This is a genomic window from Microbacterium sp. LEMMJ01 (genome assembly GCF_002114135.1).
GTDB lineage: Bacteria > Actinomycetota > Actinomycetes > Actinomycetales > Microbacteriaceae > Microbacterium.
Window position 1 is genome coordinate 453,125 of the sequence record NZ_NCTV01000036.1, and the last position, 25,293, is coordinate 478,417.

Consider the following 25,293-nt stretch of genomic DNA (forward strand, 5'->3'; position numbering starts at 1 on the left):
TCGGCCTCCCAGCCTAGCGAGTGGACAGGTGCGTATGGATGTTCTGGGCGAGCACCGGACCGATCCCCTGGACCTCCTGGATCTGCTGCGGTTCCGCGGCACGCAGCGCGGTGACCGACCCGAAGTGCTTGAGGAGGACCTTGATCCGTGAGGCCCCGAGACCAGGGACCTCGGCGAGCACCGTGGTGATGTCCTTCTTGCGCTTCTTGCGCTGGTGCGTGATGGCGAACCGATGCGCCTCGTCGCGAAGACGCTGGAGCAGGTAGAGGGATTCGCTGGTCCGCGGCAGGATGACCGGGAAGTCGTCTCCCGGCAACCAGATCTCCTCCAGACGCTTGGCGATGCCGCAGACCGCGATCTCCGTGTGTCCGGCGTCGCGAAGTGCCCGCGCGGCGGCCTCGACCTGCGGCTGACCGCCGTCCACGAGCAGCAGCTGCGGCGGGTAGGCGAACCGGGGCTTCCGGCGCACCCCCGCCTCGCCGACGTCTTCCGCGACCACCTCGTCGGTGGTGGGGTCGACGGCCTCCTGCTCTTCCGGGCGGTCGAGGTAGGCGAGCCGACGCCGCAGCACCTGGTACATGGAGTCGGTGTCGTCGGTGGTCTCCGCGATGTTGAAGGTGCGGTACTGGTCCTTGCGCGGCAGCCCGTCCTCGAACACGACCATGGACGCCACCACGTTGGTGCCCCCGAGGTGCGAGATGTCGAAGCACTCGATCCGAAGCGGTGCCTCCTCCATCCCCAGCGCCTCCTGGAGATCGGTGAGCGCCTGCGTGCGCGCGACATAGTCGCTCGTCCGACGCGTCTTGTGCCTGATCAGCGCCTGCTGGGCGTTCAGGGTGGCCGTGCGCATGAGATCGGCGCGCTGGCCGCGATGCGCCACGGCGATCTCGACCTTCCGGCCCCGGCGCTCGCGCAGCCACACCTCCAGCTCGGAGGCGTCGTCGGGAAGCACCGGGACGAGGATGCGGCGCGGCACGTCCTGGGCCTCGCCGTACGCCTGCTGGAGGACCTGCTCCACGAGCTCCCCACCCGTGATGTCGATCTCCTTCTCGATCGTCAGGGCCCGGACGCCTCGAACACGACCGCCGCGGATGACGAAGTGCTGCACGGCGGCGGCGAGCTCGTCCTCCGCGATGCCGAACAGGTCGGCGTCCTCGTCGGCCGGGAGCACGAGGGCGCTCTTGCCGAGCACGGCCTCGATCGCCGAGAGCTTGTCACGGTATTTCGCGGCCGCCTCGTAGTCCATGGCCGCCGACGCCGCGAGCATGCGCTGCGTGAGCTCGCGGGTGAAGCGTTCGTCACCGCCCGCCATGAATGCGACGAAGTCGTCGACCATGGCGCGATGCTCCTCGATCGACACCGTCATCGAACACGGCCCGCCGCACTTGCCGATCTGCCCAGGGAAGCACGGACGCCCCGTCTGCATCGCCCGCTTGTAACTGGCGTCGCTGCACGTGCGGATCGGGAACGCCTTGATCATCAGGTCGATGGTCTCGTGCACCGCCCAGACCTTCGGGTACGGACCGAAGTAGCGGGCCCCGGGGATCTTCCGGTTGCGGGTGACCAGCACACGCGGCGCCTCGTCCCCGAGCGTCACCGCCATGAACGGGTACGACTTGTCGTCCCGGTACTTGACGTTGAACGGCGGATCGAACTCCTTGATCCACATGTACTCGAGCTGGAGGGAGTCGACGTCGGTGGGCACGACGGTCCACTCCACCGACGCCGCCGTCGTCACCATCCGGCGCGTGCGCTCATGCAGCGTCCGCAGCGGAGCGAAGTAGTTCGACAGCCGCTGACGGAGGTTCTTCGCCTTCCCGACGTACAGCACCCGGCCGTTAGCGTCGCGGAACCGGTACACCCCCGGGTCGGTCGGGATCTCGCCCGCCCGGGGCTTGTACGGCAGCACGTCGGCCATCAGCTGGCCTTCCGCGCGGAGCGCCCCTCACCCAGGATCTCGGCGAGGAACTGGCCGGTGTGGCTCTCCTCGACCCGCGCGATCTGCTCCGGCGTGCCGGTGGCGAGGATCGTGCCGCCGCCGGAACCGCCCTCCGGACCCAGGTCGATCACCCAGTCGGCCGACTTGATCACGTCGAGGTTGTGCTCGATCACGATGACCGTGTTGCCCTTGTCGACCAGACCGTTCAGCACCTCGAGGAGCTTGCGCACGTCTTCGAAGTGCAGACCAGTCGTCGGCTCGTCGAGCACGTAGATGCTCCGGCCGTTGCTGCGACGCTGGAGCTCGGTCGCGAGCTTCACGCGCTGCGCCTCACCGCCCGACAGCGTCGTCGCCGACTGCCCGAGGCGCACGTATCCCAGCCCCACGTCGACCAGGGTCTTCATGTAGCGGTGGATGGCCTGGATCGGCTCGAAGAACTCGGCCGCCTCCTCGATGGGCATCTCCAGCACCTCGGCGATGTTCTTGCCCTTGTAGTGCACGGCGAGGGTGTCGCGGTTGTACCGCTTGCCGTGGCACACCTCGCAGTCCACGTACACGTCCGGGAGGAAGTTCATCTCGATCTTGATCGTGCCGTCGCCCGAGCACGCCTCGCAGCGTCCGCCCTTGACGTTGAAGCTGAACCGGCCCGGCTGGTAGCCGCGGACCTTCGCCTCGGGCGTCTCGCTGAAGAGCGTGCGGATGCGGTCGAAGACACCGGTGTAGGTCGCCGGGTTCGATCGCGGGGTGCGGCCGATCGGCGCCTGGTCGACGTGCACGACCTTGTCGAGGTTGTCGAGCCCGGTCACGCGCGTGTGCTTGCCCGGCACCGTCCGCGCCCCGTTGAGCCGCGACGCGAGCACCTGATACAGGATGTCGTTCACGAGGGACGACTTCCCGGATCCGCTGACGCCGGTGACCGCGGTCAGCACGCCGAGCGGGAAGTCGGCCGTGACGTTGCGGAGGTTGTTGGCGCGGGCGCCCACGACGCTGAGCATGCGCTTCTTGTCGATCTTCCGACGCTTCGCCGGCATCGGGATCTCCCGACGGCCCGAGAGGTAGTCCCCGGTCATCGAATCGGTGTCGGCGAGCAGCGCCGAGTAGGGCCCGGAGTGGACTACGGCACCGCCGTTCACGCCGGCCCCCGGGCCGATGTCGACCACCCAGTCCGCGGCCTCGATGGTCTCCTCGTCGTGCTCGACGACGATCAGGGTGTTCCCGAGGTCGCGCAGCGTGAGCAGCGTCTCGATGAGCCGGCGGTTGTCGCGCTGGTGCAGTCCGATCGACGGTTCGTCGAGGACGTAGAGCACGCCGGTGAGACCGGAGCCGATCTGCGTGGCGAGGCGGATGCGCTGGGCCTCGCCACCCGACAGCGAGCCGGCCGAACGGCTGAGGTTGAGGTAGGACAGACCGACCTGGAGGAGGAAGTCGAGGCGCAGGCGGATCTCACGGAGCACCTGGGCGGCGATCTTGGCCTCGCGGTCGGTGAGGTGCAGCTTCTCCATGAACGCCCGGGCGTCGGCCAGGCTCAGGTGGGAGACCTCGGCGATGGAGTGGCCGTGCACCTGCACGGCCAGCACCTCGGGCTTGAGACGGTCGCCGTTGCAGACCGGGCACGGGACCTCGCGGAGGTACTCGCCCCACCGGCTGCGCTGGGTGTCGGACTCGGCCTGCAGGTACTGCCGCTCGATGTACGGCACCACGCCCTCGAATCCGGAGGCGTAGCGCATCTCACGGCCGTAGCGGTTCTTCCACTTGACGGTGACCTTGTAGTTCTCTCCGCGCAGGACTGCCTCCTTGACGTCGGAGTGCAGTTCGCGCCACGGGGTGTCGAGGGAGAAGTCGAGGTCGCGGGAGAGTCCTTCGAGGAGGCGCTCGTAGTACTGGAAGAGCCCCTTGCCCTGCGTGGTCCACGGGATGATGACGCCCTCGCGGATCGAGAGGTCTTCGTCGCCGAGCATCAGATCGACGTCCACCGACATGCGGGTGCCGAGGCCCGAGCACGCGGGGCAGGCACCGAACGGCGCGTTGAAGGAGAACGTGCGCGGCTCGATCTCGGTGAGGGTGAGCGCGTGGCCGTTCGGGCACGCGAGCTTCTCCGAGAAGGTCTGCCAGGCGTCGTCGCCCTCGCCGTCCACGTAGTTGATCTGCACCACACCACCGGCGAGACCGAGAGCGGTCTCCACCGAGTCGGTCACGCGTCCGAGGATGTCGGGCGAGGCGACGAGGCGGTCGACGACCACCGCGATGTCGTGCTTGTAGCTCTTCTTGAGCGTCGGAGGCTCGGCCAGCTGGATGAGCTCCCCGTCGACGATCGCCCGCGAGTAGCCCTTCGCCCCGAGCTCCCGGAACAGGTCGACGAACTCGCCCTTCTTCTGGGAGACGATCGGCGCGACCACCTGGTAGCGGGTGCGCTCCGGGAGCTCCATGAGCTGGTCGGCGATCTGCTGGACGGTCTGCCGCTGGATCTTCTCGCCGCACACCGGACAGTGCGGAACGCCGATACGCGCCCAGAGCAGACGCATGTAGTCGTAGATCTCGGTGATCGTGCCGACCGTCGACCGCGGGTTGCGGTTCGTCGACTTCTGATCGATCGACACCGCCGGGCTCAGCCCCTCGATGAAATCGACGTCCGGCCGGTCGACCTGACCGAGGAACTGCCGCGCGTAGGCGCTCAGCGACTCGACGTACCGGCGCTGCCCCTCGGCGAAGATCGTGTCGAAGGCGAGGCTCGACTTCCCCGATCCGGAGAGGCCGGTGAAGACCACCAGCGAGTCGCGGGGGATGTCGATGTCGACGTTCTTGAGATTGTGCACGCGGGCGCCGCGGACACTGAGTTTTCCTGGGGAAGCAACGGGGACGATGGGCACCGAACAAGTCTACGAGGGGCCACGGACATCGGCTCCGAGAACGCCGAACGCCCCGGTTCCTGCGGCCGCCACGTCGGCCCGTCTCGCGGCACGGACCGCGAGCAGGACCCCGCCCAGCAGCATCGCGGCGGCGACGGGTGCCAGGAGCGCGGTCGCCCCGGTGATCTGCCGCTCGGTGAGCAGCCAGACTCCGAACGCGACCGGCTGGGCGAGCAGCTGGACCGTGAGGAACCGGCCGGCGGTCGGAAGCAGGATCGGGAGGGCCACACGCGAGGACGGCGGCACCACGAGACTCAGCGACGCGCACACGTGCAGAGCATGCACGCACGACAGCGCCAGCGCCGTCCGGCCGGGATCCGGCTCCGTGAGGATCACCCCGAACGGCAGGCACGCGAGCGCCACCCAGGCGGCGAGGCTGCGCGGGATCGCGGCGGCGACGAGCGCGGCGAGCACGGCGATGCCCTGCCACAGCGGGAACGGGATGAGCAGCAGGGCCCCGCAGGCGGCCACGGCGACCATCGCGAGCCGGATGACGATGCCCGGCACCGCGGCACCGGTGCGGAACGAGCGGACGGAACGACTCATCGGCGCCCGGTCCCCCGGCGCGTGAGACGACGCGCCGCCAGCCGCATCGCCGCATCGGCTCCGCTCGACCACGGCACCACCTCGATGCCCGCGTGGTCCAGCTCCGTCAGGATGTCGGCGCGTTCGGCGAGCAGCGTGCGAAGCGCGATCCGCTGTTCCCTGGTGAGGCGGGTCGCCTCCGGCACAGGGAGCACGTCGACCGCCACGACGGCGTGGCCGGCGGCACGCCAGCTCGTGGCCAGCCGCGCGGCGACCCCGTCGACGAACGTCGAGAGCACGAAGACGATCGAGCCGGGCGGCACCACCGGCGAGCGACGGTACGAAGGGTCGGCGCCGAGGCCGGTGGCCGCGATGGCGCGGCGGAGACGGGCGAGGTGCCGCACTCCTCCACCGGACGGCAGCGACACCCCGTCCGGGGAGAGCGCGTGATAGGCGACCCGGTCCCCGACGCCGACGGCGGCCGTGGCGATCGCCAGGGCAGCCTCACGCGCGTGATCGAGCGACGTGACCCCGGAGCGATCGGCGTCGCCGCTCCCCCACGCGGCGACGACGGCACCCAGATCTTCGGCGGTGTCGATCGCGATGACCACCGAGGAATCGCTCAGCGCGTCGTCCCTGCGCACCAGGAGGTCGCCGGGGCGACGGGCGGCCCGGGCGGTCGCCCGCCAGTCCACCCGCCGGAGCTCATCCCCCGGGACGAAGGGCTGGATGTCGCGGAAGTCCCCACCCTGGCCGGGGCGCGAGCCCGGATGGGCACCGTGGAGTCCGGTGAGTCGCGGCGCCACCGGGAGGGCGCTGATCCGCACGCCGCGCGGGGGCGCGTTCCAGACGACGGCCGTCCGGGGAAGGAGCCCCGTGACCCACGCACCGTCGAGGTCGGATCCCCGCGCGGTCACGCCGAGCGGCTCGCTCGGACCGGAGTGCTGCAGAGCGCTGCGGGCCGTGACGCACGCGGCGCCGGGCCGTACGTCCGCGAGGCCGGTGCGCCGCCCGTCCTGATCCACCGCGACCTGTACGGCGTCGGCCGTCAGCAGCACGTCCACGGTGGTCCGCACCTCCGGGCGGTCACCGTCGCTGACGGCCTGGACCCGCAGCGCGATGCGTGCGTGTCCGGGACGGGGGCGCGAGAGGAGCGCCCAGCCCGCGGTCAGCGCCAGCGGCAGCCCGAGGGCGACGACGTCCGGACGCGAGGAGGCGAGCCCGACCGCCGCGAGGATCGCGGCGCCGGCGATGCCGAGCGCGATGACCGGCGTGTGCCGCCACGTGAGTGCGGCGGTGAACCCGGTCGCCGTCTCGTCCGTCACGGCGTCGTCGCGACCGTCGGAGGCACCGGCGTCCGAGCCAGCGCCGCGTCCACCACCGTCCGCGGATCGACGCCCTGCGCCCAGGCCTGCGGCGTCAGCGTCAGGCGGTGAGCGAGGACCGGCACCGCGATGCGCTTGATGTCGTCCGGCCGCACATACTCCCGGCCGTCCAGCGCGGCGAGCGCGCGGCCGAGGAGGACGAGCGCCTGCGAGCCGCGTGGGGACGCGCCGACGGCTACCGTCGCCGCCTCGCGGGTGGCGCGGGCGAGTTCGACGGCGTACCGCACGACGTCGGGATCGACGTGGATGCGCTCGACCGCGGCCTGAAGGCGCTGGAGGCCCTCCGCGTCCAGAACGGGTGCGACCTCGACATCCGGGCTCTGCCGCTCGACGCGGTCGAGGATGATGCGCGCCTCCTCCTCAGCGCCGGGATAGCCCACGGCGAGCCGCACCATGAACCGGTCGAGCTGGGCTTCGGGCAGCGCGTACGTCCCCTCGTACTCGATCGGGTTCGAGGTCGCGATCACGTGGAACGGCTGTGGGAGGGCGAACCGATTGCCCTCCACCGTCACCTGGCGCTCGGCCATGGCCTCGAGCATCGCCGACTGCGTCTTCGGCGTCGTCCGGTTGATCTCGTCCGCGAGCAGCAGGCCCGTGAAGAGGGGGCCGGGGCGGAAGGCGAACTCTCCGGTCGAGGGCGAGTACACATACGAGCCGGTGACGTCGCCGGGAAGCATGTCAGGAGTGCACTGCAGCCGACGGAAGTCCAGGCCGAGGGCCCCCGCCAGACTCCGCGCGGCGAGCGTCTTGCCGAGGCCGGGGACGTCCTCGAAGAGCACATGTCCCCCGGCAAGGATCGTGGCGAGCGCCAGAGTCAGAGGCTCGTCCATCCCGACCACCGCTGTCCGGACGCCGGCGAGCACGCGGCGTCCGACGTCGGCGATCTGCGCGGTCTCATCGTTGGTCATGAAGTCTCCTCCGTGTCGGTCGGGATGCGGTCGAGGGCGTCGAGGACGCGCTCGATGTCGGCACGCTGCACGTCACGCGCGTGCAGGGACGCTCGAACGCCGTCCCCCAGCATCGCGTCGATGCGCGGGTGGTCGTCAGGATCGTCGAGGTCGAGGCCGCGATGGGCGAGGCGGCGCCGGACGACCCCCTGCACGCGCCGCACGACGACGTGCCCGGCGACGCCCGTGCGGGTGTTGATCGCCCAGGCCATCCGCGATACGTCCGAGCCGCGCGATTCCGGCCGCGGCGCCTCCGGCGGCCACACGACCGTCTCGTCGACGAAGACCTGCCGGGTGGCCGCGACCACCGCGAGCAGGAGGAGGGTCCAGGCAACGGCGAAGGCGGCAGGCACTCCGAGCACGAGGAGCACGGTGAGGAGAGCGGCCCCGATGAGGGCGCTGATCACCGTCACGACGATGCCCTTCACCGCCACCCCTCCTTGATGCCCCGGAGGGCGACCACGGCGCTCTGTCGGTCCTGCTCGTCTGCGACCAGCCCACCGAAGCGGACCCGCTCGTACAACCCCTGGAGCCGGAGCACGTCGGCCGCGATGCTCCGGCGGGCACCGATCACCCGGGCCGTGAACTCCGCCGGCGTCTCGGCGGCTCCGCGACCGTGGCCGGCGTCGGCGGCGGATTCCTCCAGTCCGACCCACGCGGCGACGATCGCATCACCGGGATCGGGCCTCGCTGTCACGGTGCGCAACGCGGCGGAGACCCCGCGGCGGATGACCTCCTCGTTCGGAGGTACCGCGGGAGTGCTGCCACCGTCCTCCCCGGCGGCAGCGGTGACCTCACGACGATCGAGCGGACGTGCCTGCCACAGCCGTCGGAGGAAGCGGAGGAGCTGGCGCAGGACCACGAGGACGAGCGCGAGGACGGCCAGCGTCAGCAGCGCCCCGAAGACCACCCCGAGAATCTGCGCGAGAGCGGAATCACCCCAGGACTCCGGGGGCGGTGGTGTCCCGGTCGTCGACGGGACCGGGAGGACGACGTCTTCCGGGGGCGGCGCCGTGCTCTCCGATCGGGGCGACGAGAACTCCGGGGTGCCCTGTCCCGCGGCAGCGAGCATGAGGACCCCGAACAGGCCGGCGATCGCGGCGAGGCCGAGCAGCGGCGCGGTCGCCCCTGACCGGCGCACGGCCTCCGGTGCACGGACCGGAGGCTCTGGGCGCGACATGCCTCCACCCTAGGCGCGCGGCCCGAGACGGCCCCGTTCCGCACCGGGGTGCCGCGGAACGGGTCAGCTCTGATCGGGGCGCCGCCCCGCGAAGGCCCCGAGCCCGTCGCGGAGGGCGGCGATCTCGCCGATGCCCATCCCCACGGCGGCCATCACCTGTCGCGGCACATCCACGGCCCTCGCACGCAGAGCCGCCCCGGCATCGGTGAGCGTGATCTCCAGTCGGCGCTCGTCTTCACTGCTGCGCTGGCGCGTCACCAGGCCGTCGGCCTCGAGCCTCTTGACGAGGGGCGACGCGGTCGCGGGCTCCAGCGCGAGGTCGGCGGCGAGGTCGTTCAGGGTCCGCGGCGACCGCTCCCACAGGGCGAGCATCACCAGGTACTGCGGGTGCGTCAACCCGAGCGGCTCGAGGATCGGCCGGTAGATCGCCACGACGTTCCGCGCCGCCGTGACCACGGCGAAGCAGAGCTGATTCTCGAGCCGGAGCAGATCGTCGGTGTCAGTCACGGTCCTGACTATACATCCGCACGAATCATTAGTACACTAATGAACATGTCACGCGACTCCAGCCGCCCCCCTCTTCGCACCCGCATCCGCGAGGCGGGGGGCCTTTACACCTGGGTGAACACCAACCTCGTGCGTCTCGCCGGCCCGGCCTCGGTCGGGCCGTACGAGAAGACGCCGCCGCCCAGCGCCGCGGAGCGCGCCGAACGGGCCTGTCCGCTGTGCGGCGCGCCGATGACCGAGCACGAGATCGATCGCTCGGGCCCGAAGACGCTGGTGCACTGCCCGTAAGCTCCCTCGGCGTCAGTCGTCGTCATCGGCGAGCGCGGCGCCGACCGACTCGCGGGCCATGTCGATCCACGTCATGAGCGCGGCGTCGTCGGCGATCGCCGAGGCTGCGACATCGATCCAGCCGGACCCCATGGTGCGGGATCCCATCACGGCACGCGCGGCCCCGGGCAGCGTCACGGCGACAGCCCCGTTCTCCTCATCCACGCGGACGAGAAGCGTCCCGTCCTTCCGGGCACCCACGAGGATGCGCCCCTCGTCGAGGAATGCCCTGGTCCCGAACATCCGGCGCTCCTCTATGGAAGGGTCGGCCCCGAGCAGTGCGCGGACGCGGTCCGCGGGTTCCTCTCCTGCGGCATCCATCTCGGCTCCGTCTACGCGTGCCCGGCCCGCTCCATCGACCGGAGCTCCTTCTTCAGATCCTGCACTTCGTCGCGCAGGCGCCCGGCGAGCTCGAACTTCAACTCCGCGGCTGCCGCGAGCATCTGATCGGTGAGGTCCTGGATCGTGGCCTCCAGCTGCTGAGCGCCCTCGGCCGCGATCCCGGTGCGCCGCAGGTTCGGCGTCGGCGACTTGCCCTTGCCCGACGCGCGGCCCCGGCCGGACATCAGCTCCGCCGTATCCTGACCCTCGCGCGCCAGCACCTCCGTGATGTCGGCGATGCGCTTGCGCAGCGGCTGCGGATCGATGCCGTGCTCCTTGTTGTACGCGATCTGCTTCTCACGCCGACGGTCGGTCTCCTCGATGGCCTTGGCCATGGAGTCCGTCATGTTGTCCGCGTACATGTGGACTTCACCCGAGACGTTGCGCGCCGCGCGGCCGATCGTCTGGATGAGTGAGGTCCCGGAGCGGAGGAAGCCCTCCTTGTCCGCGTCGAGGATCGCGACGAGCGACACCTCCGGGAGGTCGAGTCCCTCGCGCAGCAGGTTGATACCCACTAGGACGTCGTACACACCGGCGCGCAGTTCGCTGAGAAGCTCGACGCGACGCAGGGTGTCGACGTCGGAGTGCAGGTAGCGCACCCGGACGCCGTGCTCGCCGAGGAAGTCCGTCAGCTCCTCCGCCATCTTCTTCGTGAGCGTCGTGACGAGCACGCGCTCGTCCCGCTCCACGCGAAGCCGGATCTCTTCGAGGAGATCGTCGATCTGCCCCTTCGAGGGCTTGACGATGATCTCCGGGTCGACGAGGCCGGTCGGGCGGATGATCTGCTCCACCACGCCGTCGGCGATGCCCATCTCGTACTTGCCGGGGGTGGCGGACAGGTAGACGGTCTGCCCCACGCGGTTCTTGAACTCGTCCCAGCGCAGCGGTCGGTTGTCCATCGCGCTCGGCAGCCGGAATCCGTGGTCGACGAGGGTGCGCTTGCGGGACGCGTCGCCTTCGTACATCGCGCCGATCTGCGGCACCGTGACGTGGGACTCGTCGATGACGAGCAGGAAGTCGTCCGGGAAGAAGTCGAGGAGCGTGTGCGGGGGCTCGCCGGGCATGCGTCCGTCCATGTGACGCGAGTAGTTCTCGATGCCGGAGCAGAATCCGAGCTGCTGGAGCATCTCCAGGTCGAAGGTCGTGCGCATCCGGAGGCGCTGCGCCTCGAGGAGCTTGCCCTGACGCTCGAACTCCTTCAGCCGCTCCTCCAGCTCGTGCTCGATGGTGCCGATGGAGCGCTGGATGACGTCGGTGCCCGCGACGTAGTGCGAGGCGGGGAAGATCGGCACGGCGTCCAGCTTCTCGATGACCTCGCCCGTGAGCGGGTGCAGCGAGTAGAGCGCCTCGATCTCGTCGCCGAACAGCTCGATGCGGATGGCGTGCTCCTCGTACACCGGGATGATCTCGATCGTGTCGCCGCGCACGCGGAAGTTTCCCCGCGAGAAGTCGACGTCGTTGCGGTTGTACTGCATCGCGATGAACTGACGGATCAGGGCGTCGCGGTCGTACCGCTCCCCCACCTGCAGCGCGACCATGGCGCGCAGGTACTCCTCCGGAGCACCCAGGCCGTAGATGCAGGAGACGGTCGACACCACGACCACGTCACGCCGGCTCAGCAGGGAGTTCGTCGTCGAGTGGCGGAGCCGCTCGACCTCCGCGTTGATCGAGGAGTCCTTCTCGATGAAGGTGTCCGTCTGCGGGACGTACGCCTCGGGCTGGTAGTAGTCGTAGTACGAGACGAAGTACTCGACGGCGTTGTTCGGCATGAGCTCGCGGAACTCGTTGGCGAGCTGTGCCGCGAGGGTCTTGTTGTGCGCGAGCACGAGCGTGGGACGCTGCACCTGCTCGACGAGCCAGGCCGTGGTCGCCGACTTGCCCGTTCCGGTGGCGCCGAGCAGCACGATGTCGGTCTCGCCCGCGTTGATACGGGAGGCCAGCTCGGCGATGGCCTGCGGCTGGTCACCGGCAGGGGCGTACTCGCTGATGACCTCGAAGGGGCGGACACTGCGGGTGGGCTGCATACATCAAGCGTATGCCGCCCCTCCGACATCGGGGCCGCGTCCGGCGGCGACACCGCTTCAGCTTGCGCGGAGCCGGTTCCAGAGCGCGTCCGTCTGGGCCAGCGTGTCCGCGATCGATCCTGCGGTGTCGATCACGACGTCGGCGATCGCGAGCCGTCGGTCGTCCGGAACCTGGGCGGCGATCCGTCCGCGGGCGTCGTCGGGCGTCATCCCGCGCAGGTGCACGAGCCTCTCGAGACGGACCTCCTCCGGGGCATGCGCGACGACGATCGCATCCCAGGGGTCGTCGACACGAGCCTCCACGAGAAGCGGCACGTCGTACACGACGACGGCATCCGGATCAGCCTGGAAGGCGGCGTCGAAACGACGCTGGGACTCGGCCCGTACGGCCGGGTGCACGATGGCATTCAGCTGTGCGAGACGGCCCGGATCGGCGAACACGGTCGCACCGAGAGCGGCTCGGTCGAGCGACCCGTCTTCGGCGATGACCTCGTCACCGAACGTCCGCGCGATCGCGCCGAGCACCGCGGATCCGGGCGCCTGCACCTCGCGCACGATCCGATCCGCGTCGACGACCACCGCGCCGAGTTCGGCGAGCCGGTTCGCGATGGTGGACTTTCCCGACGCGATGCCTCCGGTGAGAGCGATGAGCGGCATCCGACCATCCTGCCACGCCTGTCCGAGGGCGGCGCACGACGCTGCCGCCGAACAATCGGGAAAGCTTCGGTCCCTCTTGAGGAAGACTTGACGGTCCCCTGAGGTGCGCTGCGTAACGTCGAAGCCATGACGAACACGGATGCCCCCGCACGCCCTGACCGCACCGAGCGACGCTCCCGGCGGCGCCCGATCATGGCGTTCGCGCTGGCCGTGCTCGCGACCGGAGGGATCGGTGCCGCGCTCACGAGCGCCGCGTGGACCGACAACACCTTCTTCAGCGCCCCGGCCGCAGGAGCCACCTTCAACCTCCAGGGTTCCACCGACGGGACCACCTGGAAGGAGTCGGCCGCGAAGAACAGCATCGAGCTCGTCGTGCCCGCGGAGAAGCTGGCCAACCTGCTCCCGGGCGAGACCCGCACGATCAAGCTCTGGGTGAAGAACGCCAGCTCCGTCAACGCCGCACTCACCTCGACCGTCGAGTACGCCCCCGGCAACACGGCGACGGACTTCACGGTCAAGCCGACGGCGACGGTCACCGGGCTCGCGGCGTCGCTGACCTCCTCCGGCTCCACGGCGACCGATGAGTTCGACCTCGTCGTCACCACCCCGGCCGACTGGCCGACGAGCAACCAGGGCAAGACCGGCACGATCCTCGTCACGGTCTCCGCCACCGCCACCAACTGACCCCTCGCCCCGCAGCAGAGAACGAAGAGACGAACCGTGGTGCAGATCCTCCGCCGGCTCGCCCTGCCCGTGCTCTGGGCGCTGGCTGCCACGGGCGTGGGCTGCGGCGTCGTCTGGGGCGCCACGGCGATCGGGCTCATCCAGCCGCTCGTCGTGATCTCGGGCTCGATGGAGCCCGGGATCATGACAGGCGATCTCCTCATCGCCACGAAGGTCCCCGCCGACTCTCTGGAGGTGGGTGACGTCGTCAGCCTTCGGAGCGCGCTGACCGACTCCCTGGTGACCCATCGCATCACCGCCATCGAAGCCGCCGACGGCGCGCGCACGATCACCATGAAGGGCGACAACAACGAGTTCTCCGACGCTCTCGACTATCCGGTGACCGGCGATGTCTGGAAGCCGGCGGTGCAGCTTCCCGGTTGGGGGACCACCATCATGCGGATGACCACGCCCGCCGTCGCCGTCCCGCTGCTCCTCGGACTCCTGGGGCTGCTCGGCCTGAGCATGATGAGCCCCGGGGAGCGACCGGCGCGGAAGCCGCTGACCACGTGATGCCGGCACGACGGGTCTCCCCGATGGCCGGCTTCGCGGTCGCGATGGCGTTCGTCTTCCTGGCCGTCGCCCAGGGAAGCGTCTCGACCACCACCGCGGCGTGGACGGATCGGACCGTGGTCACGGCGACGGTGACGTCCGCCTCGGCATGGTTGTCGCCGTTCGCGGGGAACACGTGCAAGGCCTACAGCAGCCCGTCGGCCGCTCCCACCAGCTGCGCGATCACGGCGATCCGCTACGAGGAGATCAGCGACACCTCCGGCCACTTCTACATCAGCACGAACGCCCCGGGCGGGTCGCACCACGTCGACGTCGACGTGGATCTGAAGAAGGCGACGGGCCTTCCCCGGACGTGGACCTCGTGGACCGCTGCGGGGGTGCTCCCGGGCAGCCACGTCACGCCGGACCCCGCGTGGACGTGCTCCTCGTTGCCCCGGCTCACCGGCCGCAGCCTCGACTGGCACCTCACCGACCTTCAGGTTGCCGTGACGCTGCAGCGCACCACGGCGAACACGATCTGCACCTGAGCCTCCTGGGCGGGGCGCGGCACCCCTCAGCGCGCGAGCAGCTGCCGTCGGGAGCTGATCACCCCGGTGTCGAAGCCGGCGAGATGCAGGCCGCCGTGGAAGCGGGCGTGCTCGATCTTGATGCAGCGGTCCATGACCACCGAGAGCCCGGCCGCCTCCGCGATCGCGGCGGCATCCTCGTTCCAGGAGCCGAGCTGGAGCCACAGGGTCTTCGCTCCGCTGTCGATCGCTTCCTGCGCGACCCCCGGGAGGTCGTCGTGACGACGGAACACGTCCACGATGTCGGGCTGCACGGGCAGGGCGCTCAACGACGGGTAGACCGGCTGGCCGAGGATCTCGGTCTCCCTCGGGTTCACGAGATAGACGTCGTAGGCCGTGCTGGACAGCAGGTAGGTCGCGACGAAGTACGAGGCTCGTGACGGATTCCCGGAGGCACCGACGATGGCGATCGATCGCGCCCGCCGCAGCAGTCCGAACCGCTGCGGCTGCGAGGGCCCGGTCCAGGTGCGGCCCGGCTCCACGGCAGCGGGGAGCGCGCAGCTGGCGGCATCCGTGGTCGACGGGATGGCGCAGGCGTCGCCGGCGGAGGTCGTGCTCATCGGTGGGCTCCCGTCGCGAGGGTGAGGGCCTGGTCGAGGTCCCAGATGATGTCCTCTGCGTCTTCCAGGCCGACAGAGATGCGGATCAGGTCGGGACGCACGCCCGCGGCGACGAGCTGCTCCTCGGTGAGCTGGCGGTGCGTGGTGGAGGCCGGGTGGATCACCAGGGTGCGGGCGTCGCCGATGTTGGCGAGGTGGGACGCGAGCTGCAGGTTCTCGATGAACGCCTCCCCCGCGGCGCGGCCGTCCTCGGCGGCGACCCCGAACGCGAACACGGATCCCGGTCCCAGCGGCAGGTACCGCGCGGCACGCTCGTGATGCGGATGACCTTCCAGCCCCGCCCAGGTGACGTAGGACACGCGGGGGTCGGCGGCCAGCCACTCGGCGACGACCCGGGCGTTGGCGATGTGGGCGTCGATGCGCTGCGGCAGCGTCTCGACGCCCTGCAGGAGCGCGAAGGCCGACTGCGGGCTCAGCGCCGGCCCGATGTCGCGCAGCTGCTCGGAGCGCAGCTTGGTCAAGAATCCGTACTCGCCGAAGTTCCCCCACCAGGAGATCCCGCCGTAGGAGGCCACCGGTTCGGTCATCTGCGGGAACTTGCCGTTCCCCCAGTCGAAGGTGCCCTTCTCGATGACCACGCCGCCGAGGGTCGTGCCGTGACCGCCGAGGAACTTCGTGACCGAGTGGATGACGATGTCCGCCCCGTGTTCCAGCGGGCGCGCGAGGTACGGGGTGGCCAGCGTGGCGTCGACGACGAGCGGCACCCCCGCCTCATGCGCGACGGCGGCGAGACCCGCGATGTCGGCGATCTCGCCCGACGGGTTCCCGATCATCTCGACGTAGACGACCTTGGTCTCCGGACGGATGGCCGCGGCGAAGTCGGCCGGGTCGGAGGAGCTGACGAACGTCGTCTCCACGCCGAACCGTCGCAGGGTGACGTCGAGCTGCGTCACCGTGCCGCCGTAGAGCTGCGCGGCGGCGACGACATGATCGCCCGCGCCCACGAGGGCGGCGAACGTGATGAACTCGGCGCTCATCCCGGAGGCGGTCGCCACGGCCCCGATACCGCCTTCCAGCGAGGCCAGCCGCTCCTCCAGGGCGGCGACGGTGGGGTTGCCGATGCGCGAGTAGATGTTGCCGTACTTCTGCAGCGCGAAGAGGTTCCCGGCGTCGGCCGCATCGTCGAAGACGAACGACGTCGTCTGGTAGATCGGCACCGCCCGCGCTCCGGTGGCGGCGTCCGGTGTGCCGCCGGCGTGCAGAGCGCGGGTGCGGAACCCGAAGCGGTGGTCCTCGGTCATGATGTCCTCGATTCTGCGGCGAGAGCGCCGGCGATGTCATCGACGGCCCAGGGGTTCTGCAATGACGTCGTGTCGCCGAGGGCCTGCGGAGTGCGTCCCGCGCGCCGATCCTGTTCGGCATCCCAGAGCTGCGCGAGCAGGCGGCGCATGATCTTCCCCGAGCGTGTCTTGGGCAGGTCCGGCACGACGACGACGTGCTTCGGCTTCGCGACCGGACCGATCGCGCGGGCGACCTCATCGCGCAGCGCGTGCGCGTCGATCTCCGCCCGGCCGGACGGGGTGACGAACGCCACGACCGCCTGCCCGGTGACAGGATCCGCCACGCCGGCGGACCCGGCTTCGCCGACCGTCTCGTGCGCCACGAGCGCCGACTCGATCTCGATCGTCGAGAGGCGATGACCAGACACGTTCACGACGTCGTCGAGCCGGCCCAGGATCCAGATGAACCCGTCGGCGTCCCGGGCCGCCCCGTCTCCGGCGACGTAGTAGCCGCCGTGCGCGCCCACGCCGGCGTACGCGGACCAGTACGCGTCGCGGTAGCGCTCCGGGTTCCCCCAGACGGTCCGCGCGATCCCCGGCCACGGGCGCCGGACGACCAGCGTCCCGGATCGGCCCGGCGCCACCTCGTCCCCGTTCTCGTCGACCACCGCGACGTCGATGCCCGGAAGCGGGACCGACGCAGAGCCGGGCTTCAGCGGCGTGATGCCGGGCAGGGGGGCGATCATCGCGGCGCCGGTCTCCGACTGCCACCACGTGTCGATGACGGGGAGCTCCTCCCGCCCGAAGTTCCGGCGGAACCACACCCAGGCCTCCGGATTGATCGCCTCGCCCACCGTGCCGAGCAGTCGCAGGGTCGACAGGTCGTGGCCGCTCGGCAGCTCGTCGCCGAACCAGGTCATGAACGTCCGGATGAGCGTCGGGGCCGTGTAGTAGACCGTGACGCGGTAGCGCTCGATGATCTCCAGGTGCCGCTCGCGGCGCGGAGTGTCCGGCGTGCCCTCGTAGATGACCTGGGTGAGCCCGTTCGACAGCGGCCCGTAGATCTCGTAGGTGTGGGCCGTGACCCAGGCGAGGTCGGCCGTGCACCAATGGACGTCGTCGGGTTTGGCGTCGAAGTGCGCCCAGTGCGCCCAGCTCGCGTGGGTCAGGTAGCCACCGGAGGTGTGCACGAGGCCCTTGGGCTTCCCGGTCGTGCCGGAGGTGTAGATGATGAAGAGCGGGTGCTCGGCGTCGAAGGCCTCCGCCCGATGCGCGGTGGGAGCCGTGTCGACGACATCGTGCCACCACACGTCCCGGCCTTCGGTCCACGGGACGCTCTGTCCGGTGCGACGGAGCACGAGGACGTGTTCGAGGTCCGGCAGTCCCGCAGCGGCGGCATCGGCGGCGGATTTGACCTCGGTCGCCGTCCCCCGCCGGAACTGGCCGTCGCTGGTGACGAGCAGCTTCGCCCCGGTGTCCTCGAGCCGGAACCGCACGGCCTCCGCGGAGAACCCTCCGAACACGAGCGAGTGGACGGCTCCGATCCGCGCGCACGCGAGCGTGACGACCACGGTCTCCACGAGCACGGGGAGGTAGATCACCACGCGGTCCCCCGGTCGGATCCCGAGGTCTTCCAGCGCGTGCGCCGCCTGGGCCACACGACGCTGCAGGTCGGCGTAGGTCACCGAGATCCGGTCGCCGGGCTCCCCTTCGAAATGCAGCGCGACCTTGTCTCCGCGTCCGGCGTCGACATGACGGTCCACGCAGTTCACCGCGACGTTCAGCCGCCCGCCGAGGAACCACCGCGCCGCGGGGACGGCACCGTCGACGGGCGGCTCCCACTCGTGCACGGCCGTCCACGGCTCGGCCCAGTCCAGTCGGCGCGCCGCGTCCTCCCAGAAGGCCAGAGGATCAGCGGCCGCGCGCTCGTAGGCGTCCGCGGTCACGTTGGCGTCGAGGAACGCGGGCGACGGAGGATAGACCCGTTCCTCCTGCAGCCGAGCCTCGGTCGTCGTCACGTCCATCGCCGCAGCAGGTACTTCTCCAGCAGCGCGAGCACGCCGTTGGTGAGCGTGCCGAGCAGCGCGAGCAGCACGATGGAGAGCAGGATGCGGTCGACGCGCCCCGTGCTCTGGGAGTCGGTCAAGAGGAAACCGAGCCCCATGGACGAGGCGATCAGCTCGGCGGCGACCAGGAACAGCCACGCCTGGGCGAGGGCGAGGCGCAGGCCCGCGACGACGGACGGCACGACGGCCGGGAGCTGCACCGTCCGGAACAATGACCATCCGTGCAGGCTGAAGGAGCGTCCCGCCTCGACGAGCTGCGGGTCCACGTGCCGGAGCGCGGAGGCGACGGTCGTGTAGACCGGGAAGAACGCACCGATCGCGATGAGGGTCACCTTGGACTCCTCGCCGATCTGCATCCACAGGATCAGCAGCGGCACCCAGGCGAGCGACGGCACCGCGCGAACCGCGGCGAGAGTCGGGCTGAGCAGCACGTCACCCCAGCGCGAGAGCCCGACGATGCCGGCTGCGGCGAGGCCGACGACCGAGCCGATCGCGAATCCGAGCAGCACCCGCTGGACGGAGATGGCGATGTGGGTCCAGAGCTGTCCGGACTCGGCGAGTTCCACCCCGGCCTGGAAGACCGACGCCGGCGCCGGGAGGCGGTACGGCTCGATGAGGCCGGCCGTCGTGACCACCTGCCAGGCGATGAGGATCGCGGCCGGGAGCAGGAGACCCCCGACGATCCGTACGGCGGGCGGCAGACCACGCCGTGCTCCTCCCGTCCCCCGCCGGGGAGCACCCTTCGCGAACTCGAGCGCGTCCCGCGATTCCGCCGGGACGACCACCCGATCCTCGAGACCGGTCACTCGCCTGCGCCCGCCTTCGTCGCGAAGGTGTCGTTGATGATGCTGGACAGCGCCTTGTCGACGGATTCCTGCCCACCCTGGACGTCGCCGGACTCGACGAGCACCGGAGCGATCTTCTCGAGCACCGCGAGCTGGTCATCACCGGGGACGCCGTCCACGTCGAGGTTCGACCGCTCCTGGATGACCGTGGTCGCGACCTCGAGGTCGATACCGGCGACCTCTGCCAACAGGGTGGCGGTCTCCTCCGGATTCTCCAGCGCCCACGCACGCGCCTCCTCGTAGGCGTCGACGACGGCCTGAGCGAGGTCGGGGTGGTTGTCGATGAAGTCCTCGGTCGCGTTGAGGAAGCCGTACGTGTTGAAGTCGACGTTGCGATAGATGAGCTTGTCGCCCGACTCCTGCTCCGCGGCGGCCATGATCGGGTCGAGACCCGCCCACGCGTCGACCGAACCGCCGTCGAGCGCCGCACGGCCGTCGGCGTGCTGGAGGTTCTGCACCTCGACGTCAGCCAGCGACAGCCCGCCCTCCTCCAGGGCCTGGAGGAGGAAGAAGTAGGGGTCCGTGCCCTTGGTGGCCGCGACGGAGGCGCCCTTGAGATCCTCCACCGAGGTGATGTCGCTGTCGGGCCCGACGACGATGGCCGACCACTCGGGCTGGGAGAAGATGTCGATCACCTGGATCGGCGAACCGTTCGCGCGGGCGAGCAGCGCGGCCGAGCCCGCCGTCGACCCCACGTCGACCGAACCCGAGCGGAGGAGCTCGTTGGCCTTGTTCGAGCCGGCGGACTGCACCCATTCGACGGTGACGTCGTCGCCGAGGATGTCCTCCAGGATGCCCTGGTCGCGGATCACGAGGCTGAGCGGATTGTAGGTCGCGAAGTCGACGGACAGCGTGTCCGCCGACCACTCGCCGTTCCCGGCCGGGGTGGACTCGGCCTCGGCGGACGCGTTCTCCCCGGCGACGCAGCCGGTGGCGACGAGCATCATCGTCCCGGCGACGGCGATCGCAGGGATGATGCGGCGGGTGATGGTGCTCATCGGGTCTCCTCGGGGGTGTGGTGGTGCGTGTCGACGCCGAGCCCTTCGAGGAGCTCGGCGCGCAGGTCGGCGAGGCCGCGGTCGGCGCGGTCTCGAGGGCGGATGCCAGGGACGCGGATCGTCCGCGCGACGGACGACGCGGTGTCGTCCGCGTCGCCGACGGTGCGCAGCAGCAGCACGCGGTCGGCGAGATAGAGCGCCTCCTCCACGTCGTGGGTCACGAGCAGCACCGTGGTGAGCTCGGCCGCGTGGATCTTCAGGAGCAGGTCGTGCATACGGAGGCGCGTGAGGGCGTCGAGCGCGCCGAACGGCTCGTCGAGCAGCAGGACTCCGGGGTTCCTGGCGAGAGCCCGGGCGAGGGAGGCCCGTTGCGCCATGCCTCCCGACACTTCACGGGGGCGCTGGTCGGCGGCGTGCTCGAGTCCCACGAGCTGCAGGAGTTCGCGGACCCGGGCGCGTCCGGCGCGGCGGGAGACGCCCCGGGGAAGACCGAGCTCGACGTTCTTCGCGAGCGTACGCCACGGGAGCAGCCGCGGCTCCTGGAACGCGATCGCCGTGCGCTCGTCGACGTCGGCGACACCGGAGCCGTCCAGACGGATCGTCCCGCGCGTAGGGGTGTCCAGTCCGCCGATGAGGCGCAGCAGCGTCGACTTCCCGCACCCGGACGGACCGACGACGGCGACGATCTCCCCGGCGGCGATATCCAGGTCGATGCCGCGGAGCACCTCGCGTCGCCCCTGAGCGAGCGGGAACGACCGCGCGATGCCGTCCAAGCGCACGGGTTGTGCGGAGCCCGACGTCGTCGGGGCCTCAGCGGTGCGCGACGCAGCGGGCAGGAGGGCGGTCATGTCCCCATGCTGTCGGAGGCTCCGGAATGTTACGAATGCGGTCGTAACGTTGCGTCACGCAGCTGCTCCGCCGGATACCGGGCATGCGAAAAGGGCCGCCACACCCGCCGTGACGCGGGGTGACGACCCTTTTCGGAGTGGTGCTTAGGAGTTGCCGCCCGAGAGCTTCTCGCGCAGAGCCGCGAGAGCCTCGTCATCGGCGAGCGTGCCGGCGCCGGCCGACTCGCTCGAGAAGGACTGGCCGCCGAAGTCGTCGCCGGCCGCAGCCTCGGCCTCGGCCGCCTTCGCGACCTGAGCCTTGTGCGCCTCCCAGCGAGCCTGGGCCGCAGCGTACTCCTGCTCCCATGCCTCGCGCTGGGCGTCGAAGCCTTCCTTCCACTGACCGGTCTCGGCGTCGAAGCCCTCCGGGTACTTGTACTCGCCGTTCTCGTCGTACTCGGCGAGCATGCCGTACAGAGCCGGGTCGAACTCGGTGCCGTTGGGGTCGACCGACTCGTTGGCCTGCTTCAGCGACAGCGAGATGCGACGACGCTCGAGGTCGATGTCGATGACCTTGACGAAGACCTCTTCGCCCACCGACACGACCTGCTCGGCCAGCTCGACGTGCTTGCTGGAGAGCTCGGAGATGTGGACGAGGCCCTCGATGCCGTCGGCGACGCGGACGAACGCACCGAACGGAACGAGCTTGGTGACCTTACCCGGCGTGACCTGACCGATCGCGTGGGTGCGGGCGAAGACCTGCCACGGGTCCTCCTGCGTCGCCTTCAGCGACAGGGAGACGCGCTCGCGGTCGAGGTCGACCTCGAGGATCTCGACGGTGACCTCCTGGCCCACCTCGACGACCTCGGAGGCGTGCTCGATGTGCTTCCAGGACAGCTCGGAGACGTGCACGAGGCCGTCCACGCCACCCAGGTCCACGAACGCACCGAAGTTGACGATCGAGGAGACGACACCCTTGCGGACCTGACCCTTGTGCAGGTTGTTCAGGAACGTGGTGCGCGACTCCGACTGCGTCTGCTCGAGCAGCGCGCGGCGGCTCAGGACGACGTTGTTGCGGTTCTTGTCGAGCTCGAGGATCTTCGCCTCGATCTCCTGGCCGAGGTACGGCGTGAGGTCGCGGACGCGACGGAGCTCGATGAGCGAGGCCGGGAGGAAGCCACGGAGGCCGATGTCGACGATGAGTCCACCCTTGACGACCTCGATGACCGTACCGGTGACGACGCCGTCGTTCTCCTTGATCTTCTCGACGTCTCCCCAGGCGCGCTCGTACTGTGCACGCTTCTTGGAGAGGATCAGGCGGCCTTCCTTGTCCTCCTTCTGGAGAACGAGGGCCTCGACCTCGTCGCCGACCTTGACGACCTCGTTGGGGTCGACGTCGTGCTTGATCGAGAGCTCGCGCGAGGGGATGACACCCTCGGTCTTGTAGCCGACATCGAGCAGGACCTCATCGCGGTCGATCTTGACGATCGTGCCCTCGATGATGTCGCCGTCGTTGAAGAACTTCAGGGTCTTCTCGACCGCGGCCAGGAAGTCCTCAGCAGATCCGATGTCGTTGATGGCGACCTGCTTGGTGGCCGGGGCGGTCGTTGCGGTAGTCATGTAGTGGGTTGTCCTTGTGAATGGATACTCGGGCTGCGGAGCATGGCCGCGCACGGCCGGGATGTGCTTCGCAGCAGGTGGATTGTGGTGTGTTCGTCACCTGGGCATGCATGTACACGCCACGAGTGACAGTTCAGGCTATCAGAAGTTGCCGTCCGCGAAAGAGCGGATTCGTGCGAGCTTCTCTGTGGATAACGTCGGCGCCGCTCCGTCCATTCCGCGTACGGTGGCCCGGTGATGTCGCCCACCGCTCTCCGCATGCTCGCCGTGCTGGCCCTCGGCGTCCCGGCCCTGTCCGCCTGCGCCCCCACTCCGGAGCCCACGCCGACCCCCTCCCCCGCCTTCGCCTCCGAGGAAGAGGCCTTCGCCGCCGCCGAGGCCACCTTTGCCGAGTACACCAAAGCGACCAACAGCACAGACCTGCAAGACCCAGCCACGTTTGAACTGGTCTACGCCTGGCTGGCCGACGACGCAGCTACTTCTGCGCGCGAGAACTACAGCCGGCTCCACGCCGCAGCCATAGTTCGCTCAGGCGATTCCGGCTTCGACCGGATGGAGATCCAGAGTTACGCCGACTCGGAAGTGACAGCCAACTTGTGCTTGGACGTCTCGGAGGTATCGCTGAAGAATCCAGACGGCACATCGGCAGTGCCAGACGATCGACCACCCCGCCAACCAGTCAATGTTGAGTTCGTCGCTGCCACCACGAGCACGGGCCTTGTGATCTCGTCGATCACCTCATCGGAGACGCTGCAATGCGAGCCCTAGGTGGCGTCACGCTCACTTCTCTGGTCCTGTTAGCCGTGACGACGTTTGCCGACCTCCCAGACAACGGCCAACCCCAAGCCGGTTTCGATAGCGGATGGACGGCATCGCGCAATAGCTCGCTAGTTGTCCGCGCGCAGCAAGAACGAACTGTGACGAGCGATCAGTCAGCTGCCCAACGAAATCAATCGTCCCCAGAACCAAAACGCGAACCGTGCAAGACGGACACAGCGCTGAGCCGGTCGTGCGGCATGTACGGAGTGCGGGTGACGGAGGAGTCCGAGCACCCGCTCACGATCGAGGACCTCGCACGGTTCGCGCCGGACCCCGTGACGACGACAGCGGAGCCCGGGAACGCCGGCGTCGTGGGGATGGCGACGAACTTCGTGGCGACCGTCGCGGCACACACGGTGAGCGGCACACTCCTCGACCGGCCGGTGACGGTGCGCTTCACACCCGTGCGGGTCGTCTTCAACCACGGCGATGGAACGTCGGCCACCGCGCCGGACGGCGGCCGCACGTGGGCGACGCTCGGCCAAGCGCCCTTCACCGCGACCCCCACGAGCCACGTCTACACCCGACGCGGCACCTACACGACAAGGACGACGGTCGCCTATACGGCGGAGGTCGACGTCGGCGGGGGCTGGTTCCCGGTGTCCGGCGAGCTTTCGGTCGATGGCGCATCCAGGCAGATCCGCATCTACGAGGCGACCACCGCGCTCGTGGCACGGACGTGTGAAGAACGACCCGCGGCTGCGGGCTGCTGAGCACCCCGTGGGGCACGCTCTACCCTGAATCCATGACCCGCGCCGAACGCCTCATGCTGCTCGACACCGCCAGCCTCTACTTCCGCGCGTTCTACGGCGTCCCCGACAAGGTGACAGCCCCCGACGGCTCCCCCATCAATGCGGCGCGCGGCCTGCTGGACATGATCGCGAAGCTCGTGACCACCTATCAGCCGACCCACGTCGTGGCGTGCTGGGACGACGACTGGCGCCCGCAGTGGCGAGTGGACCTCATCCCCAGCTACAAGACGCACCGCGTTGTGGAGGTCGTGGCGGGTGCGCCCGACGTCGAGGAAGTGCCCGACCCGCTGGAGGCGCAGATCCCGCTGATCCGCGAGACGCTCGCGGTCCTCGGCATCCCGATCGTCGGCGTCGCCGAGCACGAGGCGGATGACGTCATCGGCACCCTCGCGACGCACGCGACGATGCCCGTCGACATCGTCACCGGCGACCGCGACCTGTTCCAGCTCGTCGACGACGAGCGCGACGTGCGTGTGATCTACACGGCGCGCGGCATGAGCAACCTCGAGGTCGTGACGGACGCCACTGTGGTCACCAAGTACGGGGTGCTCCCCTCGCAGTACGCGGACTTCGCGACGATGCGCGGCGATGCGTCGGACGGACTCCCGGGCGTCGCCGGGATCGGCGAGAAGACCGCCGCCACCCTGCTGCAGAAGCACGGCGACCTCGTCGGCATCCGGGAAGCCGCGGAAGCGGGCGAGGGCATGAGCGCCGGCATCCGCGCGAAGATCCTCGACGCGCAGGCGTATCTCGATGTCGCCCCCACGGTCGTCGCCGTCGCCACGGAGCTCCCGATCACCGCTCCCGATGTCGCGCTGCGAGCCCTCACGCCGGACGAAGCGGCGGAAGCCACGGCCCTCGCCGAGCGCTGGAACCTCGGAAGCTCGATGACCCGGGCCGTCACCGCGGTCACCGCGGCCGCGAGCCAGATCACCGAGGGCTGACG

25 protein-coding genes are annotated in these 25,293 nt (G+C 69.8%); 7 read left to right on the top strand and 18 right to left on the bottom strand.

What is annotated here, in order from left to right; translation table 11 throughout:
• Positions 1 to 13 precede the first annotated feature (13 nt).
• The 8 genes from uvrC to B7W94_RS17195 all read right to left on the bottom strand — a co-directional run bounded on the left by uvrC (position 14) and on the right by B7W94_RS17195 (position 9,389).
• Positions 14 to 1,918, bottom strand: coding sequence for an excinuclease ABC subunit UvrC (gene uvrC / locus B7W94_RS17160; protein WP_085607836.1), 1,905 nt, complete (start codon positions 1,916 to 1,918; stop codon positions 14 to 16).
• A complete protein-coding gene (uvrA, locus tag B7W94_RS17165) occupies positions 1,918 to 4,806 on the bottom strand; it encodes an excinuclease ABC subunit UvrA (protein ID WP_060921194.1) in 2,889 nt (962 codons plus the stop codon). Before uvrA ends, uvrC begins: the two co-directional genes overlap by 1 nt.
• A gap of 9 nt (positions 4,807 to 4,815) precedes the next feature.
• Positions 4,816 to 5,391 (bottom strand): hypothetical protein, encoded by a 576-nt coding sequence (locus B7W94_RS17170; protein ID WP_085607838.1) that lies wholly within the window; start codon positions 5,389 to 5,391, stop codon positions 4,816 to 4,818.
• A complete protein-coding gene (locus tag B7W94_RS17175; protein WP_172400145.1) occupies positions 5,388 to 6,695 on the bottom strand; it encodes a DUF58 domain-containing protein in 1,308 nt (435 codons plus the stop codon). The genes B7W94_RS17170 and B7W94_RS17175 overlap by 4 nt, the downstream gene beginning before the upstream one ends.
• Positions 6,692 to 7,663 carry an AAA family ATPase gene (locus B7W94_RS17180; RefSeq protein WP_085607841.1) on the bottom strand — a complete coding sequence of 324 codons (972 nt, stop codon included), beginning with the start codon at positions 7,661 to 7,663 and terminating at the stop codon, positions 6,692 to 6,694. Before B7W94_RS17180 ends, B7W94_RS17175 begins: the two co-directional genes overlap by 4 nt.
• Positions 7,660 to 8,130 carry a hypothetical protein gene (locus B7W94_RS17185; protein WP_253247464.1) on the bottom strand — a complete coding sequence of 157 codons (471 nt, stop codon included), beginning with the start codon at positions 8,128 to 8,130 and terminating at the stop codon, positions 7,660 to 7,662. The genes B7W94_RS17180 and B7W94_RS17185 overlap by 4 nt, the downstream gene beginning before the upstream one ends.
• Entirely contained in the window at positions 8,127 to 8,882 is a 756-nt protein-coding gene (locus B7W94_RS17190; RefSeq protein WP_085607843.1) for a DUF4129 domain-containing protein, read from the bottom strand. Before B7W94_RS17190 ends, B7W94_RS17185 begins: the two co-directional genes overlap by 4 nt.
• A gap of 63 nt (positions 8,883 to 8,945) precedes the next feature.
• Positions 8,946 to 9,389, bottom strand: a complete 444-nt coding sequence (locus B7W94_RS17195) for a MarR family winged helix-turn-helix transcriptional regulator (protein ID WP_025105037.1) — start codon at positions 9,387 to 9,389, stop codon at positions 8,946 to 8,948.
• A 39-nt stretch (positions 9,390 to 9,428) separates the two neighbouring features.
• On the opposite strand from B7W94_RS17195, the gene B7W94_RS17200 reads away from it, so the two are divergent.
• Entirely contained in the window at positions 9,429 to 9,677 is a 249-nt protein-coding gene (locus B7W94_RS17200; RefSeq protein WP_060921196.1) for a hypothetical protein, read from the top strand.
• Between the two features lie 12 nt (positions 9,678 to 9,689).
• Here the strand turns inward: B7W94_RS17200 and B7W94_RS17205 are convergent, their stop codons facing one another.
• Genes B7W94_RS17205 through coaE form a run of 3 tightly spaced genes read right to left on the bottom strand, consistent with a single transcriptional unit; the run spans position 9,690 to position 12,778 of the window.
• Positions 9,690 to 10,037 (bottom strand): TfoX/Sxy family protein, encoded by a 348-nt coding sequence (locus B7W94_RS17205; RefSeq protein ID WP_085607845.1) that lies wholly within the window; start codon positions 10,035 to 10,037, stop codon positions 9,690 to 9,692.
• A gap of 11 nt (positions 10,038 to 10,048) precedes the next feature.
• Positions 10,049 to 12,121 (bottom strand): excinuclease ABC subunit UvrB, encoded by a 2,073-nt coding sequence (gene uvrB / locus B7W94_RS17210; protein ID WP_025105040.1) that lies wholly within the window; start codon positions 12,119 to 12,121, stop codon positions 10,049 to 10,051.
• A gap of 57 nt (positions 12,122 to 12,178) precedes the next feature.
• Positions 12,179 to 12,778 (bottom strand): dephospho-CoA kinase, encoded by a 600-nt coding sequence (gene coaE, locus B7W94_RS17215; protein ID WP_025105041.1) that lies wholly within the window; start codon positions 12,776 to 12,778, stop codon positions 12,179 to 12,181.
• A 126-nt stretch (positions 12,779 to 12,904) separates the two neighbouring features.
• Here coaE and B7W94_RS17220 point away from each other — a divergent pair, with 126 nt between their 5' ends.
• Genes B7W94_RS17220 through B7W94_RS17230 form a run of 3 tightly spaced genes read left to right on the top strand, consistent with a single transcriptional unit; the run spans position 12,905 to position 14,541 of the window.
• On the top strand, positions 12,905 to 13,462 hold the full coding sequence (locus B7W94_RS17220; RefSeq protein ID WP_085607847.1) for a hypothetical protein: 558 nt from the start codon (positions 12,905 to 12,907) through the stop codon (positions 13,460 to 13,462).
• Between the two features lie 36 nt (positions 13,463 to 13,498).
• Complete coding sequence (locus tag B7W94_RS17225; protein WP_253247466.1) at positions 13,499 to 14,014, top strand: signal peptidase I; 516 nt, start codon at positions 13,499 to 13,501, stop codon at positions 14,012 to 14,014.
• Positions 14,011 to 14,541, top strand: a complete 531-nt coding sequence (locus B7W94_RS17230; RefSeq protein ID WP_139833351.1) for a hypothetical protein — start codon at positions 14,011 to 14,013, stop codon at positions 14,539 to 14,541. Before B7W94_RS17225 ends, B7W94_RS17230 begins: the two co-directional genes overlap by 4 nt.
• 26 nt (positions 14,542 to 14,567) lie before the next feature.
• Here B7W94_RS17230 and B7W94_RS17235 read toward each other — a convergent pair whose 3' ends face one another.
• The 7 genes from B7W94_RS17235 to rpsA all read right to left on the bottom strand — a co-directional run bounded on the left by B7W94_RS17235 (position 14,568) and on the right by rpsA (position 22,776).
• Positions 14,568 to 15,140 (bottom strand): CoA-binding protein, encoded by a 573-nt coding sequence (locus B7W94_RS17235; protein WP_085607851.1) that lies wholly within the window; start codon positions 15,138 to 15,140, stop codon positions 14,568 to 14,570.
• Positions 15,137 to 16,441, bottom strand: a complete 1,305-nt coding sequence (locus B7W94_RS17240; RefSeq protein ID WP_062766824.1) for an O-acetylhomoserine aminocarboxypropyltransferase/cysteine synthase family protein — start codon at positions 16,439 to 16,441, stop codon at positions 15,137 to 15,139. Before B7W94_RS17240 ends, B7W94_RS17235 begins: the two co-directional genes overlap by 4 nt.
• Positions 16,438 to 18,444, bottom strand: a complete 2,007-nt coding sequence (gene acs / locus B7W94_RS17245) for an acetate--CoA ligase (RefSeq protein WP_085607853.1) — start codon at positions 18,442 to 18,444, stop codon at positions 16,438 to 16,440. Before acs ends, B7W94_RS17240 begins: the two co-directional genes overlap by 4 nt.
• Positions 18,435 to 19,292, bottom strand: a complete 858-nt coding sequence (locus B7W94_RS17250) for an ABC transporter permease (RefSeq protein WP_085607855.1) — start codon at positions 19,290 to 19,292, stop codon at positions 18,435 to 18,437. The genes acs and B7W94_RS17250 overlap by 10 nt, the downstream gene beginning before the upstream one ends.
• Entirely contained in the window at positions 19,289 to 20,329 is a 1,041-nt protein-coding gene (locus B7W94_RS17255; protein WP_085607857.1) for an aliphatic sulfonate ABC transporter substrate-binding protein, read from the bottom strand. Before B7W94_RS17255 ends, B7W94_RS17250 begins: the two co-directional genes overlap by 4 nt.
• The gene (locus tag B7W94_RS17260) at positions 20,326 to 21,177 is read right to left on the bottom strand and encodes an ABC transporter ATP-binding protein (RefSeq protein WP_085607859.1); all 852 of its coding nucleotides are present in this window, start codon (positions 21,175 to 21,177) and stop codon (positions 20,326 to 20,328) included. The genes B7W94_RS17255 and B7W94_RS17260 overlap by 4 nt, the downstream gene beginning before the upstream one ends.
• Positions 21,178 to 21,321: 144 nt before the next feature.
• Complete coding sequence (gene rpsA, locus B7W94_RS17265; protein ID WP_025105051.1) at positions 21,322 to 22,776, bottom strand: 30S ribosomal protein S1; 1,455 nt, start codon at positions 22,774 to 22,776, stop codon at positions 21,322 to 21,324.
• 234 nt (positions 22,777 to 23,010) lie between these two features.
• Here rpsA and B7W94_RS17270 point away from each other — a divergent pair, with 234 nt between their 5' ends.
• From B7W94_RS17270 to B7W94_RS17280, 3 genes are all read left to right on the top strand, one after another.
• Positions 23,011 to 23,544, top strand: coding sequence for a hypothetical protein (locus B7W94_RS17270; protein WP_139833352.1), 534 nt, complete (start codon positions 23,011 to 23,013; stop codon positions 23,542 to 23,544).
• A gap of 263 nt (positions 23,545 to 23,807) precedes the next feature.
• Entirely contained in the window at positions 23,808 to 24,308 is a 501-nt protein-coding gene (locus tag B7W94_RS17275) for a hypothetical protein (RefSeq protein WP_139833353.1), read from the top strand.
• 32 nt (positions 24,309 to 24,340) lie between these two features.
• A complete protein-coding gene (locus B7W94_RS17280) occupies positions 24,341 to 25,291 on the top strand; it encodes a 5'-3' exonuclease (protein ID WP_062766845.1) in 951 nt (316 codons plus the stop codon).
• Positions 25,292 to 25,293: the final 2 nt, after the last annotated feature.

Excerpts from the sequence above, each read along its gene's own strand:
- uvrC (WP_085607836.1), bottom strand. The coding sequence starts at position 1,918 with ATGGCCGACGTGCTGCCGTACAAGCCCCGGGCGGGCGAGATCCCGACC.
- B7W94_RS17170 (WP_085607838.1), bottom strand. The coding sequence starts at position 5,391 with ATGAGTCGTTCCGTCCGCTCGTTCCGCACCGGTGCCGCGGTGCCGGGC.
- B7W94_RS17180 (WP_085607841.1), bottom strand. The coding sequence starts at position 7,663 with ATGACCAACGATGAGACCGCGCAGATCGCCGACGTCGGACGCCGCGTG.
- B7W94_RS17190 (WP_085607843.1), bottom strand. The coding sequence starts at position 8,882 with ATGTCGCGCCCAGAGCCTCCGGTCCGTGCACCGGAGGCCGTGCGCCGG.
- B7W94_RS17200 (WP_060921196.1), top strand. The coding sequence starts at position 9,429 with ATGAACATGTCACGCGACTCCAGCCGCCCCCCTCTTCGCACCCGCATC.
- B7W94_RS17205 (WP_085607845.1), bottom strand. The coding sequence starts at position 10,037 with ATGGATGCCGCAGGAGAGGAACCCGCGGACCGCGTCCGCGCACTGCTC.
- uvrB (WP_025105040.1), bottom strand. The coding sequence starts at position 12,121 with ATGCAGCCCACCCGCAGTGTCCGCCCCTTCGAGGTCATCAGCGAGTAC.
- coaE (WP_025105041.1), bottom strand. The coding sequence starts at position 12,778 with ATGCCGCTCATCGCTCTCACCGGAGGCATCGCGTCGGGAAAGTCCACC.
- B7W94_RS17220 (WP_085607847.1), top strand. The coding sequence starts at position 12,905 with ATGACGAACACGGATGCCCCCGCACGCCCTGACCGCACCGAGCGACGC.
- B7W94_RS17235 (WP_085607851.1), bottom strand. The coding sequence starts at position 15,140 with ATGAGCACGACCTCCGCCGGCGACGCCTGCGCCATCCCGTCGACCACG.
- B7W94_RS17240 (WP_062766824.1), bottom strand. The coding sequence starts at position 16,441 with ATGACCGAGGACCACCGCTTCGGGTTCCGCACCCGCGCTCTGCACGCC.
- acs (WP_085607853.1), bottom strand. The coding sequence starts at position 18,444 with ATGGACGTGACGACGACCGAGGCTCGGCTGCAGGAGGAACGGGTCTAT.
- B7W94_RS17255 (WP_085607857.1), bottom strand. The coding sequence starts at position 20,329 with ATGAGCACCATCACCCGCCGCATCATCCCTGCGATCGCCGTCGCCGGG.
- B7W94_RS17260 (WP_085607859.1), bottom strand. The coding sequence starts at position 21,177 with ATGACCGCCCTCCTGCCCGCTGCGTCGCGCACCGCTGAGGCCCCGACG.
- rpsA (WP_025105051.1), bottom strand. The coding sequence starts at position 22,776 with ATGACTACCGCAACGACCGCCCCGGCCACCAAGCAGGTCGCCATCAAC.
- B7W94_RS17280 (WP_062766845.1), top strand. The coding sequence starts at position 24,341 with ATGACCCGCGCCGAACGCCTCATGCTGCTCGACACCGCCAGCCTCTAC.